Annotated in this window: 13 protein-coding genes; 11 read left to right on the top strand and 2 right to left on the bottom strand. The window is 39.3% G+C overall.

Features of this window, described 5'->3' with window-relative positions; all coding sequences use genetic code 11:
• Positions 1-275: 275 nt before the first annotated feature.
• Positions 276-359: a putative holin-like toxin gene (locus tag DXA55_RS19520; RefSeq protein WP_415976438.1), complete on the bottom strand. Its 84-nt coding sequence runs from the start codon at positions 357-359 to the stop codon at positions 276-278.
• Positions 360-669: 310 nt separating this feature from the next.
• Here DXA55_RS19520 and DXA55_RS17240 point away from each other — a divergent pair, with 310 nt between their 5' ends.
• The 9 genes from DXA55_RS17240 to DXA55_RS05080 all read left to right on the top strand — a co-directional run bounded on the left by DXA55_RS17240 (position 670) and on the right by DXA55_RS05080 (position 12752).
• Complete coding sequence (locus tag DXA55_RS17240) at positions 670-2100, top strand: HsdR family type I site-specific deoxyribonuclease (protein WP_199605746.1); 1431 nt, start codon at positions 670-672, stop codon at positions 2098-2100.
• Positions 2101-2120: 20 nt separating this feature from the next.
• Entirely contained in the window at positions 2121-3587 is a 1467-nt protein-coding gene (locus DXA55_RS17235) for a type I restriction endonuclease subunit R (RefSeq protein ID WP_199605745.1), read from the top strand.
• Positions 3584-5161 (top strand): type I restriction-modification system subunit M, encoded by a 1578-nt coding sequence (locus DXA55_RS05115; protein WP_117813224.1) that lies wholly within the window; start codon positions 3584-3586, stop codon positions 5159-5161. Before DXA55_RS17235 ends, DXA55_RS05115 begins: the two co-directional genes overlap by 4 nt.
• 13 nt (positions 5162-5174) lie before the next feature.
• Positions 5175-6365: a restriction endonuclease subunit S gene (locus tag DXA55_RS17230; RefSeq protein WP_199605744.1), complete on the top strand. Its 1191-nt coding sequence runs from the start codon at positions 5175-5177 to the stop codon at positions 6363-6365.
• A 107-nt stretch (positions 6366-6472) separates the two neighbouring features.
• Positions 6473-10099 carry a YobI family P-loop NTPase gene (locus DXA55_RS05100; RefSeq protein WP_158565039.1) on the top strand — a complete coding sequence of 1209 codons (3627 nt, stop codon included), beginning with the start codon at positions 6473-6475 and terminating at the stop codon, positions 10097-10099.
• A gap of 19 nt (positions 10100-10118) precedes the next feature.
• Complete coding sequence (locus DXA55_RS05095) at positions 10119-10955, top strand: DUF2971 domain-containing protein (protein WP_117813217.1); 837 nt, start codon at positions 10119-10121, stop codon at positions 10953-10955.
• Positions 10956-11255: 300 nt separating this feature from the next.
• A complete protein-coding gene (locus DXA55_RS05090; protein ID WP_117813215.1) occupies positions 11256-11522 on the top strand; it encodes a hypothetical protein in 267 nt (88 codons plus the stop codon).
• Between the two features lie 31 nt (positions 11523-11553).
• Positions 11554-11898: an L-2-amino-thiazoline-4-carboxylic acid hydrolase gene (locus DXA55_RS05085; protein WP_242998362.1), complete on the top strand. Its 345-nt coding sequence runs from the start codon at positions 11554-11556 to the stop codon at positions 11896-11898.
• A gap of 47 nt (positions 11899-11945) precedes the next feature.
• A complete protein-coding gene (locus tag DXA55_RS05080) occupies positions 11946-12752 on the top strand; it encodes a class I SAM-dependent methyltransferase (RefSeq protein ID WP_055265845.1) in 807 nt (268 codons plus the stop codon).
• 98 nt (positions 12753-12850) lie between these two features.
• On the opposite strand, the gene DXA55_RS05075 is transcribed toward DXA55_RS05080, so the two are convergent.
• On the bottom strand, positions 12851-13507 hold the full coding sequence (locus DXA55_RS05075; protein WP_117813213.1) for an SDR family NAD(P)-dependent oxidoreductase: 657 nt from the start codon (positions 13505-13507) through the stop codon (positions 12851-12853).
• A gap of 230 nt (positions 13508-13737) precedes the next feature.
• On the opposite strand from DXA55_RS05075, the gene DXA55_RS05070 reads away from it, so the two are divergent.
• A complete protein-coding gene (locus tag DXA55_RS05070) occupies positions 13738-14469 on the top strand; it encodes an ABC transporter ATP-binding protein (RefSeq protein WP_055265841.1) in 732 nt (243 codons plus the stop codon).
• Positions 14469-15392: a SufB/SufD family protein gene (locus DXA55_RS05065; protein ID WP_117813211.1), complete on the top strand. Its 924-nt coding sequence runs from the start codon at positions 14469-14471 to the stop codon at positions 15390-15392. Before DXA55_RS05070 ends, DXA55_RS05065 begins: the two co-directional genes overlap by 1 nt.
• Positions 15393-15453: the final 61 nt, after the last annotated feature.

The following is a 15453-nucleotide window of genomic DNA, read 5'->3' as shown; positions in this document are numbered from 1 at the left end:
AACACCCCAACGGTTCCCTGGATAAATGTATTAAATTGACAAAAAGAAAAAGAAATGCGCGTCATAAGCTCCATTTCTTGATGCTAATTATAACAAAAAAGAAAAATAAGTCAAGAATCATTTTCAGAGAAGAAGCCAGTGTTGACAAAATTATACGATTGCCATATAATATACTTAACAAGACAGCCGGAAGGTGAGTGCGATCACCCGATCTGGCGAAAATGTTGAATAGCTATAAGAAATAGCCGTCCTACCTTTACCAGAGAACAGGACGGCTATTTCTTATTTGCATAAGTCAAAATTGCAACAATAAGTAAAGCAACGCTGATTATAATCTGCAATTCTTCGTATGTACTCATAATAATCATCCTTTCTGCAAGACTCAGATCAGATGAAAGCACGTCCCCCGGCTGCCCGGTTAAATATATTAGATTGTCTAAGATTCCCAATAAAAAACGAACAAGGAAAACTCATTTCTTGAAATGTATTATAACAGAAAAGAGAAGTAAAAGAAAGTAATAAAAAATAGTCAGAAAATTTGAAGTTCCTGTAAATGTGCAGTGTATTGAATTTGAATATAATACAAAATAGAACAAAAGTTTGAAATTTACAAAGGTATATGAGATAATAAAGAAAAATGGAAGAAACGTCAGGAAAGGGGAGAAGCCTATGTCGCATATTTCAGAATACGAAGTCGAAAACATATTGATCGACCGCTTAGAGAGTATTGGATACAGCTTTATCAAATTGAATACCTATGAGGATGTCCTTGCCAATTTCCGCGCACAGCTTGCAGAATTCAACGCGAAAAAGCTGGAAGAAAAAGGCCATGCGGCATCCTTTTCTGATGCAGAATTTAATCGTATTATGATTCACATGGATAACCATTCCGTATATGAATCTGCGAAAATTTTGAGGGACAAATATATCCTGCAGCTTGACAATGGAGAGAACGTATATCTTGATTTCTTTTCCAACGATACAGACAGAAACATTTATCAGGTAACACATCAGGTCACTATGGATAAAGCACATAAAGAGGATGTTGTATATAAAAATCGATACGACGTAACCGTACTGATCAACGGACTTCCGATGATACAGATTGAGTTAAAGCGTCCTGGTGTGGAAATCAACGAAGCGATCAATCAGATCAATCGCTATAGAAAGTTTAGTTTTAAAGGTTTGTTCCGATATTTACAGCTGTTTGTAGTCAGCAACTCTGTGCAGACAAAATATTTCTGCAATGAAAATGAAATGGTAGATGGTCGCTATAACCCGATTTTGAAATCACTCGTATTTTTCTGGACCGATGATAAAAATACAAGAATCAACGATCTGAATACCTTTACCAGTGAATTTTTCTGCAAGCCGGCAATCACAGAAATGATAGACAAATACATGATCATCAAAACGACAGAACCAGTGCTGATGGTCATGCGGCCTTATCAGATTTATGCAGTAAAAGCAGCAAAGAAGCGGGTACTGGAAGTGAACCAGAATGGCTATGTATTTGCCTGCACTGGTTCCGGAAAAACACTGACATCTTTTAAATTGGCTCAGATTCTGAGGGACGAGGCAAGAGTAGATCTTGTGGTATTTCTGATTGACCGGAAAGATCTGGATGATCAGACCGTGGAAGAATATAATTCATTTGAAAAAGACTGCGTTGACAATACAGACAGCACCCGTGTGCTCATTCAGATGCTGAAATCATCTGAGAAAAAGATGATTGTTACGACCATTCAGAAAATGGCAAATGCTGTGAAAAATCCAAAATACGAAGAGGTTATGGATGGTTACCGAGATAAAAAAGTAGTATTTATCATTGATGAATGTCATCGTTCCCAATTCGGCAGTATGCATGCGCAGATTCAGAAACACTTTGAAAAAGCCAATTATATAGGATTTACAGGAACGCCTATTTTTGAGAAGAATAAAGGTGCTGACGGACGTACAACGGCAGATGTGTTCCATGCTGGGGATAAACTGGATGCATGTCTGCACCGATATATGATCAAAGATGCAATTGCAGACGGCAATGTGCTCCGATTTTCTGTAGAATATCAGCGGACAATTTTTGCAAAAATATTGCAGTAAAAGGAATTGACCCAGAACAGTTGGATGATTCAGAATACTGCAAACGCCATAATATCGACATGACACCGCTTTATCATGATGAGGAACGAATCACCAGAGTTGCAAAACACATTATGGAACATCATGAACAGCATGTGCATCCGCAGGGAAAGGATACGTACACAGCACTTTTTGCAGTAGATTCTATTCCAATACTTGGAAAATACTATGATGCATTTCAGAAACTGAATAAAACAGTTCCGGAGGAGAAACGGCTGAAAATTGCAGCTATTTTTTCCTATCAGGCAAATGAAGATATGGATGATGGAGCAGATGAACATTCGCAGGAACTGCTGGAGCGCTGTATAAAGGACTATAATGCTATGTACGGTACAGCGTTTGGCATTGATACGTTTGATCCGTACAGAAAAGATATTGCGAAGCGGTTAAAACAGAAAGTTCTTCCACAGGTGGATATCCTGATCGTAGTCAATATGTTTTTAACCGGATTCGACGCAAAACCATTGAATACACTGTATCTGGACAAAAATCTGGTCTGGCATTCACTTGTTCAGGCATACAGTCGTACGAACCGTATTGACAAAGTAACAAAACAGTTTGGACAGATTGTAACGTATCGAAATATCAAGCAGTGGCAGGATGATGCATTGACTCTGTTTTCGGGTGATGGAGATCCGAACGAATATCTGCTGGAAGACTATGCGTATTATTTGAACCAATGGATGAATCAGACTGTTATTTTAAGAAAAGTAACGCCTGATGTAGAAGCAGCGGGACAGTTACAATCAGAAGATGAAATCCGTATGTTTATTATGGCATTCCGTGCGCTTGCAAAGACGCTTGCTACGCTGAAAACATTTTTAAAATTTGACTGGTCAGATCTTGGAGCAGTTATGGATGAAAATGAATATGAAGGTTTCAAAAGCTGGTATCTGTACTATAAAGACCAGACCGTCAATCCAAATCCGAAAGTTCCGGTTCCAGTGGATGTGGATTTTGACATTGAGCTTGTCAGAACAGACCGAATCAACGTTGTGTATATTTTAAACTTATTAAAAAATGCAAAAACACATACCAAGACAGAGGAAGAAAAGCAGCAGGATGTCGATCTGATTCTGCGGGAAATCGAGCGTTCCGATAATGAATCCTTACGTTTGAAAAAAGAAGTGATGCGGCAATTTATCTTAACGAGATTTTACGATCTGCCGGAAAATGCAGATGTCATGGAGGCATTCAATCAATTTGAAAAAGAACAGATGCAGGCAGACATGGAAGAATTTGCATTTGACAACCAGATTGATTACAAGATAGTATCAGATCTGGTCTCGGCATATACATTCAGTGGTAATGTCTCGGAGGATAATATTCGCGAAAGATTGATGGCATATCCGCTGGGACTGCTGAAAATGACAAAATTGACTAAGAATGTGAAAAGATTTATACAGGATACTTATAAAAAATACAAGGCTGAAGGAGAAACAGAATGACAGATACAAATACATATCAGGCACAGGCGAATGAACTTTCACAGAAATTATGGGCAATCGCGAACGATCTGCGCGGTCAGATGGATGCAAGCGAGTTCAAAAATTATATCTTAGGAGTAATTTTCTATCGCTATCTTTCTGAACGAACGGAAATGTATATGATCGATCTTCTCAAAAATGACGATGGGATCACATATGAAGAAGCCTTTGCGGATGAAGAATACAGACCGGTTGTAGAAGAATGGTCGCTGTCAAAACTGGGCTATGTGATTAAGCCGGAAAATCTGTTTCGAAACCTGATTCGCAAGATTACAAAGTTTGAAAATGATGCGGATAAATTCAGCGTGGAAGATTTCGAAAAAGCGATCAATGATCTGGTAGGCTCTACTATGGGACACGAATCCAATAAGGCATTTGACGGGTTGTTTAATGATATGCGTCTGCAGGATTCACGGCTTGGCGAGACAGTGGCAGACCGTACGGAAATGATCGGGCGAGTTATGGTACGTGTATCGGATATTGATTTCGATTTACAGGATTCCCAGTTTGACGTACTTGGCACAGCGTATATGATTTTGATTGGTTTATTCGCATCGGATGCGGGAAAGAAAGGCGGAGAGTTCTTTACTCCGGCAGGTCCGTCGAAGCTCTGCGCAACACTTGCGGCACTGGGACTGGATGAGGCAAAGACGGTTGGTGACTGCACCTGCGGTTCTGCTTCTATGCTTCTGGAAGTACAGAAACATCTGACAACAGGAAAAGTCGGTCATTTCTATGGACAGGAGCTGAATGCGACAACGTACAACCTGAGTCGTATGAACATGATTATGCACGGCATTGACTGGCAAAACTTTGATATTTACAAGGGCGATACACTGAAAGACGATAAATACGGCGATATCAAAATGACAGTACAGGTTTGCAATCCGCCGTATTCTTTAAAATGGTCTGCGGATAAACAGTTTGAAGATGACCCGCGTTATTCCGGAGCAGGAAAACTGGCACCGAAAGGACAGGCGGATCTTGCATTCGTGGAACACATGATTTATCACATGGATGAAGACGACGGACGCGTTGCAGTGTTACTGCCGCACGGCGTACTGTTCCGTGGTGGAGCGGAGGAAACCATTCGAAAATACATCATCAAAGATCTGAATCGTCTGGATGCAGTCATTGGATTGCCAGCAAACTTGTTCCACGGAACAGGAATTCCGGTTTGTGTGCTGGTGCTGAAGTGCAAGAGAAATGGAAATGCGGGAAATATCTTGTTTATTGACGCATCAAAAGAATTTAAGGCAGGAAAGAACCAGAATGTGCTGGAGCAGAAGCATATTGATAAGATTGTCGAAGCGTATGAGAAGCGTGTAGATGTTGATAAGTTTGCTCATGTGGCGGAGATGAGTGAAATTGTTGAGAATGGATACAACTTGAATATTCCGAGATATGTTGATACGTTTGAAGAAGAAGAGCCAGTGGATTTAGAGGCTGCGAGAGCGGAAATTAAGAGACTGGACGATGAAACTAGGATTGCTATTGATAAAGTAAATAGTATATTAAAAGAATTAAAAATATAATAGGGAGAGGCGTATGAAGAAGCCAAAAATAAGATTTCCAGAGTTTACAGAAACTTATATAGAATATAGATTAGGAGATATTTATCAAGAGAGAAAAGAAGGAGGAAATATAGATCTTCCCATGTTATCAGTGTCAATTCATTCAGGAATATCGAATGGAGAATTAGATGAAAATGAGTTGGGTAAGCGAGTGAAAAGAAGTGAAGATAAATCGCTGTATAAGAGAGTTTGCCAAGGAGATCTGGTGTTTAATATGATGCGTGCATGGCAAGGAGCTATTGGAACTGCAAAAATAGATGGAATGGTAAGTCCTGCTTATATAGTAGCAAAGTCCGATGATAAGATAGACCCTTTATATATGAATTATTATATGAGAACGAATCATATGCTCAGAAAGATAAACAATCAATCTTATGGCGTTATGGAATTTAGAAAAAGATTGTATTGGAATTCTTTTAGTAATATTAGATGTAGTGTTCCTTCACTATCAGAACAAAAAAGAGTTGCAGAATTACTTAATATGGTTGAGACAGTGATTGAAAAGCAAAAAAAAACCATAACCGCATGGGAAGAACGTAAAAAAGGTGTCATGCAAAAAATTTTTAGCCAGAAAGTAAGATTCAAGGATGAGGATGGAAATGAGTTTCCTGAGTGGAAGAAAAAGAAGATAGACGATTTGTTTTACAAAGTAAATGAACGAAATAATGGTCAGTTTGGTAAGAATAAATGGATTTCTGTTGCAAGAATGTATTATCAAGATGAAGATAAAGTTACATCAAATAATATTGATACGCGTACATATGTTATGCGAATTGGTGACATGGCATTTGAAGGACATCCTAATAAAGAATTTAAATATGGTCGATTTGTGGTTAATGATATTGGTGATGGAGTGATTTCAGAATTATTTCCAATTTATCGACATAAAGAAAAATATATTTTAAAATATTGGAAGTATGCTATTCAGGTTGATGCTATTATGCAGAAAATTTATAGAAAAGCAATTATTTCGTCTGGAGCATCATCTAATAAGTTGGATGATAGTGATTTTAAAAAGCAAAGCATTTTAGTTCCTTGTCTTGCAGAACAGCAGAGAATAGCTGATTGTTTGTCAGCGATAGATGATGTCATTAATAATTATAAGGAAACATTAACAGCATGGAAAGAACTGAAAAAAGGACTGTTACAGCAGATGTTTGTATAATGCGTATGATTTAAAAATTTGAATGAGCAGGTGTTGTGTATGCATCTGTTCATTGTATTATAGAAATGAAATAGATGAGAGTGAGCATAGGTATATGAGGTGATAAAATGGGGTATTCAGAATATAAAGATTTAACGCCAATAAATAATATAAACAATGGGGAAGAATATTTAAATGCCTTGGAGTGGGCGTTGAACAATCCAAAGGTAAAGAATATTGCGCTTGCGGGTCCGTATGGAGCGGGTAAAAGCAGTATTATCGAAACATATTTGAATAGGGAAAAAGATAAGAAGAATATATATGAACAGCATAAATTTGCAAAAAAGTATTTAAAAATTTCTATGGCTACATTTATTGAAGCGCATAATAATGAAGGAAATGAAACGAAAATAGAGATAGATGCAGATGAAGTCGAAGAGGGAATTTTGAAACAGCTATTTTATAAAGTGGAGCATAAAAAAATCCCACAAAGTCGATATAGAAAACTTCAGCCAATTCATTCTATAAATGTATTGCTGGGAGTTATTGCATTTTCAGTGATTTTGATTATGTTTGGCGGAATTTTTGCTCCAGATATTTGTAAAAATATTTGGAACAAAATAGATGCATTTGCAATGAAATATAGTTGTTTGTCTGGGAAAACCGTGGGTGTTGCCATAGGTTTGGGAATTGTTGGAATAGGAATTACAAGCTATCTGGCGAAAATAATAATGTCTAGGTTTCATGTAAAAGAATTAAAATTGCCAGCAGATACAACGTTACAAGCGTCAGAGGATGCAGAAGAATCTGTTTTTAATAAAAATTTGGATGAGATCATGTATTTTTTCGAAGAGACACAGTATCAGTTAATCTTTTTTGAGGATTTAGATCGGTTAGAAAATAGAAAGATTTTTGTCCATTTGAGAGAATTAAATAATCTCTTAAATAATGACGATGTAATCAAGCATAAACCGATAGTGTTTGTGTATGCTGTGAGAGATGACATTTTTACTAGGGAAGATCGAACAAAATTTTTTGATTTTATTATCCCAGTCGTTCCGGTTGTGAATGCGACGAATTCTGGTGAGATATTGCTGGAAAAATTAGATGATGCAAGGCGGCATGGGATTTATCATGATATTTCGCAGGGGTTTGTATTGGATGTGGCACCGTTTATTTCTGATATGAGAGTGTTGCAAAATATATACAATGAATTCGTTGTATATAAGAAAACATTGCAGACAGAACAGCACTTGAAGTTGTCAGATGAACAAATGATGGCAATTATTGTATTTAAAAATTTATATCCAAGAGATTTTGCGGATATCCAAGGGGAAGAGGGAATAATTAAGAAAGCATTTCAAGATAAAAATTCCTATATTATAGAAAAACGGGAAAAATGGCAAGAAAAAATAGAATATAACAAAGAACTGATAGAAAAAGTATCAGAGGATACGTTGAAATCCATAAAAGAACTAAAATATGCTATGCTTATAGCAATTACAGAGGGGAAAGGAGTTACTAGGAATTTTACAGATAGTTCATACTTAAGAAGAGATCGTGGAACATTTGCAGTTAATGTACTTTCTGATGATTTTGATTTACGACGGTTGCAGGAAAAAGAATACCAATATACAGTATATATTTCTTTTTCTGGGAGTATAAATGATATGGAAACAGATGAAAAAGAATTGGAAAAATATATTGAACGATGGGAAAAACTAAAAGAATACAATGAAAAAAGTTTAGAAGTTTTGCAAGAAGAGATTGAACAAATAAAATATGAACAGAAAAAACTTTCAAGTCGTTCTCTTCGATGGTTAATAGAAAATGATTCATCTGAAAATGTATTATCAAAAGAAGTAAAAGATAACAAATTTCTTGTATTCCTTTTACGTCGAGGATATCTGGATGAAAAGTATGCGAACTATATTAATTATTTCAAGGGAAACAGCATTACGACTAATGACATGAATTTTATTCTTGCTGTAAAAAATCAAGAGTCACAGCCATTTGATTACCAGTTGACAAAAATAAAACAAGTTATTCAAAGATTGCAAGATTATGAGTTTGAACAAAAAGCAATTTATAATTTTCAAATTATAGAAGAACTTTTAGGAGAAGAGAAGATTTCTAAAAAGCTGGAAGTCTTTGTGCAACAATTAGCAGATGGAGAGGAAACAAGCTGGCAGTTTATTGATGAGTTTGTTGATAAGACAAAATATCAGGCAAAGTTTATACAGATACTTTCCACGAAATGGAATTCAATGTGGGAATATATTTCGCGGCAAAATACTATGACATATGGACGGCAAGCGCACTATTTAAAACTGATTATAGAATATGTAGATGAAAAGGAACTGTCACTTCTTAATGTGGAAAATTGTATTACAAGCTATTTCGAGAAGCATGAAGATATATTGCAGCAATTGAATGATGTGAGCAGTAATAAAATAATTGTAGCGATAAGTAATTGTGATGTATGCTTTGAAAAGCTGAATATTGCTAATGTCTCAGCTGATATTGTAGAATACATATTTGATAATTGCTGTTTTAAATTGAATGATTGTATGGTCCGAAATGTTATCTCGTACAAAAAGAAGAATCTATTAAATATGTTTGAAAATCAGCCATATAGTACGATTATCAAATTGGAATATCAACCCTTAACTGAGTATGTGCATGAAAATATGAAGGAGTATATTGAAGCAGTAGTTTTGAAAAAAACAATAATTGAAGATGAGAAAGAGGATATTATTGATCTGCTTCGAAGAAATTTAGAAGAGAGTGATCTGTGTGCTAGTGTAATTCGCTTGGAAAATTTTGAAATAGAAAAATTAGCGGATTGTCTGGAACAAGAGATACAGAACAAAAGAGATAAAGTGAAAGTGGTCTGGAATACACTCTTAGAGCAAAATAAGATAGGTATTAGCTGGGAAAATACGATGCTGTACTGGAAATATTATAGTATCAGCAATTATCTTAAAAAGTTTATTGAGGTAAATGTTGATAAGCTAAGCGTGGAAAAAAATAATTATGTTACGGATAATTTTGCAAAGGATATTATAAATGCTAAATTTGAAGATAGTGTATTAAAGAAACTTTTGCCTGTATTGCCTATGAAAACTTTTGATCTTGATGTCGAACAGCTTCCGGAAAATATTCTTGCGATAATGGTAGAGTGTAATTATTTTGGATATACAATAGAATATTATCAAAGTATTGCAGAACGGAATGAGGATATTGCTGTAGAGTATATTGTTAAAAATCAGGCAGAATTTTATAACAGCTTAGAGGATTTTCCAATGACAAAGAACGTATTGGAAAGATTGCTTTTTGAACAAAAAATTCCGATGGATAACAGGGAAGAACTATTTGAAAAATATGCTAAGACGTATATGACGGAAAGAATTGCTCTGAATATGAATGCTGAAGGGTTCAAAGTTACAAAAACATTATTTGATATTGCTTGGGAAATTTTATCGGAAAATCAGAAGGAAAGATTAATGATTGCTAATCTTGAACTGCTGAATGTAGATGATATGGAAAAATGTTTTGGAGAACTGAGTGGTCAATATTCAGTATTAAGCGAGCGAACAAAACGATGCAAAGTCAAATTAGATAACACAGAGAACAATAGAAAGCTGGTAAATTATTTGGAGAAAATTGGCTATATAACAAGTTCTTGGGAAGAAAAAACAGATTCGAATGGACAGGTGATAATCATTGGATGTAGAATTAAACAAAAAAGATAGAGAAGAGGAAGTAATGTAGATGGGAATAAAATTGTACAGATATAGGACGTTTAAAAAGAACTGGAAGGAAGAAGCCTTTGATGGAATAGTAGAACCTTCGTCTCCACTCTATTTTAATGATCCGTATGATTGCGATTTTTGTTTTCAAGAAGATATTTCAGACGAAATTCATGAAAGAAAAGATTACGTTGAAATGGTAAAAAAATATATTCCTTTGAGAAAAGAGGAACAAGACAGAATTCTTTATGCAGATGATCTTGAACGTGCACTGCGGATGGTATTTTGGGCGCATGGCAAAAGTATTCAAGGCTCAGTCAAGGCGTTTTTAAGAAATGATATGAGTGAAATGACAAATGAATTAAGAGATGCAGTGAGAGTTGTTTGCCTTTCAGAAACGTATGATTCTATGCTTATGTGGGGTCATTATGCAATGAATCATACAGGATATTGCATAGAATATGAATTTGAGAAAGATGATATATGTTATTCAAATTTGCATCCGGTTGAATATACGAAAGATCGGTATACTATTTCGAAAAACGATATTATAGACGGAAAAAGTGACATGGTTTATAAAATTACATGCAGAAAAGCAGAAGCTTGGTCGTATGAGAAGGAATGGCGTATTGTGACTGAAAATTATAGCAGAACAAGATCCTTAGAAGTAGATCCGAAGACGAGATATGTTTTGGATTTGAAGGAGAATATTAAAGCATTCTACTTGGGAGCAAAGATTAATGAAAAAGAAAAATCGGAAATAATACAATTTGCAAAGAAAAATAATAGAATTGTTTATCAGATGATTTTGTCTGCTAATACATATGAATTAAGAGCTGAACGAATTGATAATGTGTAATAGCGGTGAAAGAATAGTTTGAAGCGGGTATAGATGGAAAAAGAATAAAAAAGAAACGAGCAACCCGATTGAGCCCTAAGGCTGTACACGACAAAAAACCCATTTCTTAATTTCTATAATAAAGGAAGGCTGAATTATAGTCAAGAAATTTTTGCGATTTTAAAACAAAGTAATAAAAAGTGTGATATAATAACCTCATAATGAAAAGTAAAATTCCGCCTATTTTTCTACATTGTAGGCGGCAATTTTACACCTGCCAGTTAGTGGATCCTAATAAAAGTAAGATGAAGGTACCCGCCCATGATGGAATACACCAGCAAATATTGGAACATGCTGACTCCTTTAATAAAGAAAAGTCTGCTAAAACGCTACGGAAAAGAGGAGACCGCAGAGCTTCTCCGCAAGACCAACCAGATCTACCGCGACCTGCTTCGCCGCGCCGATGATATCGGAAAGGACAACCCGATGGCGTCGAATCTCTATGAAGGCTTATCTTCCTCGCCCTGTGGGATGCATCCGACCGGAAAATCTCTGTGGAGGAACTGCGTACAATCTCAGAGGAGATGATGTCCTTCCCGCTTCTGAAAGCCATGGGCTGATGATTAATGCGAATAAGAAGAGCGGCATGGCGCGGATTGCGGAGATGATGCATAAGGATGCCGCCTGGCTGGAAGCACATCCGCAGTATAAGGCGTATTCGTGGGATTTTCATTTTGATGAGACGAAGCATCAGGACGGTTTTTATTACCACTTCACCCAATGTCCCCTGAATACCTTCGCCCGAAAAGAGGGCTATCTGGAAGTGCTGCCGATTATGTGCGACATTGATTACAAGACAGCAGCCCTGATGCATGCAAAGCTCCATCGTGACCATACGCTGGCAGGCGGCGGTGAGGTCTGTGATTACTGGTTCGTGGGGGACAAGGTGGAAAATCCGAAATAAAATAAGACCGGGACGGAACCGGTGAAATGGAAGGGAGATCACCCAGAATGAGCAATGAAAAAATAAAACCAAAACTGAACGGAACTGCCGAGACGATGCTGCAGTGCTTCTACGCCCGTGCCATGCACAGCAGAAATCCGAAAAACAAGTTCCGCGACACCAAAGCAGAAGAGCTGATTGACCGCATCGACTATGATTTCAGCAATGCGAAAAAGGACACAGCAATGAGCGGCGGAATCGTAGCGCGGAGTGTTGTGTTTGATGAGCTGGTCAGCGACTTTATCCGAAAGAACCCGGATTGTACCGTTGTCAACATCGCCTGTGGTCTGGACACACGGTTTTACCGCATGGATAATGGAAAAATCACCTGGTATAATCTCGATCTGCCGGAGACGATTGAGGTACGCGATTCGATCTATCAGGAATCCGGCCGCGTTTCCACGATTGCGTGTTCCGTGCTCGATCCGGCATGGGCCGATCAGGTAAAAGTGCGGGGCAAAATGCTTTTCATTATCGAAGGTCTGACCATGTACATGAAAGCGGATGAGGTCAGAATGATGCTCGCCATCATCCGCGATCATTTCGACAATGCCTACGTCTGCATGGAAACGCTGTGCCCGTACTTTGTAAAGAAAGAAAACATCGAAAAATCTATTCAGGCGACGGGCGCGACGTTTACCTGGGGTGCGAACAGCTTTGCAGACCTGGGCGATATTGCCGCCGGTTTCCGAAAAGTAAAAGACGACAACATCGCCCGCGGTATGGAAACGCTGAATCCCATCTACAAGCTGGTGATGTGGATGCCGATCGTCCACAAATTCGCAGAGAAAATTCTGGTGTTTGAAAAAGCGTAAGAAAAGAAATGAAAAGAAACAGGCAGCCCGGCAGCGGAAAAGCCCAAAAAGCTTCCGTGCAGGGAACCTGTTTTTTGCTTGTACAGGAAATTAACAAATCATTCATCCGGCCACACAAAGTGTGCGTTTCCCGCCTCAAGTCCGTCGATCAGAATATTCTGTCCCGTGCAGAACCGGTTCGTCACGGTCATAAAATACGCCCAGTCCGCCGTTTCCTCGACGGTCATCCACCGTTTCAGCGGCGTCAGATCCATGATCTGATCCCAGAGCTTTTGGTCTTCTGTGACAGGCAGATTCAACTCGGTCAGTACGCCGCCGAAATCAAGGCTGTTGCACGTTCCGCCATACGGTGCAATGCGGAGTGCCACGTTTTTTGTGTAGGCGAGCACACCGCCCTTGCTTGCGGTGTATTCCGGAAATTCAGCTCCGGTATGGCCGCTGGCCGAGCCGATCATGAGGATGGCGCGGATGTTGTCATGAATTCCGTACGCCTCCGTGATTGCGATGGTTCCTTTTAAATTGATATCAATATCATCCTCGTTCTGCACACCGGCGTTGTTGATGACAATATCAAAAGGCGCAAGTGCCGGATACTGTTCCCTGTCGCGGATATCAAGGCAGAAATGAGTATACGACTCCTGTCTGATCGAAGCTTCCTTCCGGTCAAATCCGGTAACGTCAAAGCCTTCTTTTAAAAATTTCTCCGCAATCGCCTTTCCGATTCCGGAGCTGGTTCCTGTAATAAGTACACGCATACGATAACCTCCCGATGAAATATTACCCTCATTATACCGCAAACACAGCATGCGATCCAGAAGAAACGAAAAAGAATGCAGGAAAAGAAAAGGTTACGGGAAAAATCACTGCATAAAACAAAAGAGTCTCTCAAAACCACAACAAATAATTGACAGATTTTAGGAGAAGGAGTAGAGTTTTTGAAAGGGGGATTATCCCTGCAAAGAGTGAAAACAAAAGAGGTGCAAATATGCTGAAAGTAGACAATCTTACCTTTGAAGTAAACGAAGAGGGAAGAAAACGCTGCCTCGTCAACCACATCAGTTTTGAGGTAAAGGACGGGGAAATGCTGGTGATTACCGGACCGAACGGTGGCGGAAAATCAACGCTGGCCAAAGTGCTTGCAGGAATTGAGGACGCCAATGGCGGAGAAATCTTCCTGGATGAGGAAAATATTACCGGTTATGATATTGACCACCGTGCAAACGCCGGCATCGGCTATGCATTCCAGCAGCCGCCGCGTTTTAAAGGAATGACGGTGAAAAAAATGCTGTCGCTGGCAGCCGGAAAAGAGCTGACGGAAGCAGAGAGCTGTAAACTCCTCTCTGCCGTCGGACTCTGCTCCGCCGATTACCTGAACCGTCAGATGGACGGCACACTCTCGGGAGGAGAGATGAAGCGTCTGGAGATCGCAACGGTGCTTGCAAAACCGCATAAGGTCAGCATTTTCGATGAGCCGGAGGCCGGCATTGACCTGTGGAGCTTTTCCATGCTGATCAGGCGGTTTGAAGAAATCCACAAAGAGAAAAAAGAATGTCTGATTCTCATTTCTCATCAGGAACGCATTATCCAGATGGCAGACAAGATCATGGTGATCGAGGACGGCCAGGTGAAAGAATACGGTACAAAGGAAGACGTACTGCCGACCCTGTTCCAGCAGAAAACAGGCCGGATGTGCGGCCAGGAAGGAGGCACATGCTGATGGTACAGGTAGATGAGACAACCCAGGGGGTATTAAATCAGATCAGCGAAGGATTTGCGCAGAAAGGGGCGTATAATCTCCGCCAGAACGGCATTCCGCTCTGCCACGGTGACAGTGAGCATATCAAAATCCGCAAAAAAGAGGATAAGCCGGGCATTGATATTTTGATCGACGGCGAGACGAAGGGCGAAAAAGTATTTATCCCGGTTGTCGTCAGCGTTTCCGGTATGACGGATCTTGTTTACAATGATTTCTACGTTGCGGACGGCGCCGATGTTACGATTGTAGCGGGCTGCGGCATTCACAACGGCGGCTGCAACGACAGCCGGCACGATGGTATCCATACGTTCCATGTAGGAAAAAATACCAACGTGCGCTACGAAGAAAAACATTATGGTGAGGGAAACGGAACGGGACAGCGGATTCTGAATCCGGTGACAAATATTGAAATCGGAGAAAATTCCGTTTTTACGCTGGATACCGTACAGATTAAGGGCGTTGACTCAACAATTCGTACGACGAATGTTGTGATGGATGCAAACTCCAAACTGTTCGTGCTCGAACGTCTGATGACAGACGGTGACCAGAAGGCAGAGTCGGATATTGAAGTATGTATGAACGGAAGCGGTTCTTCCGCACAGATTATTTCACGTTCTGTCGGAAAGGGCAATTCCTCCCAGGTCTTCCATCCGAAGGCAGTCGGCAAAAACAAATGCCACGCCCATATCCAGTGCGATTCTATCATCATGGATCACGCCCAGGTCGGATCTATTCCGGAGATCCAGGCAAAGCATGTGGATGCGGCAATCATCCACGAGGCGGCGATCGGACGGATCAATGACGAGCAGCTGTTGAAACTCAGAACGCTCGGCATGACGGAAGCGGAGGCGGAAAACGTCATTATTGAAAACTTCCTGAGCTGAAGAAAAAAAGGAAACAAGAGAACAAAAAAGAGGCATTTCCAGTCTGCATAGATGGAGATGC

Origin of the sequence: Blautia sp. OF03-13, from assembly GCF_003460685.1 — a bacterium.
Lineage (GTDB): Bacteria > Bacillota > Clostridia > Lachnospirales > Lachnospiraceae > Fusicatenibacter > Fusicatenibacter saccharivorans.
The sequence above is the reverse complement of the archived record's forward strand: the minus strand, read 5'-3'. Positions and strand labels throughout refer to the sequence as shown.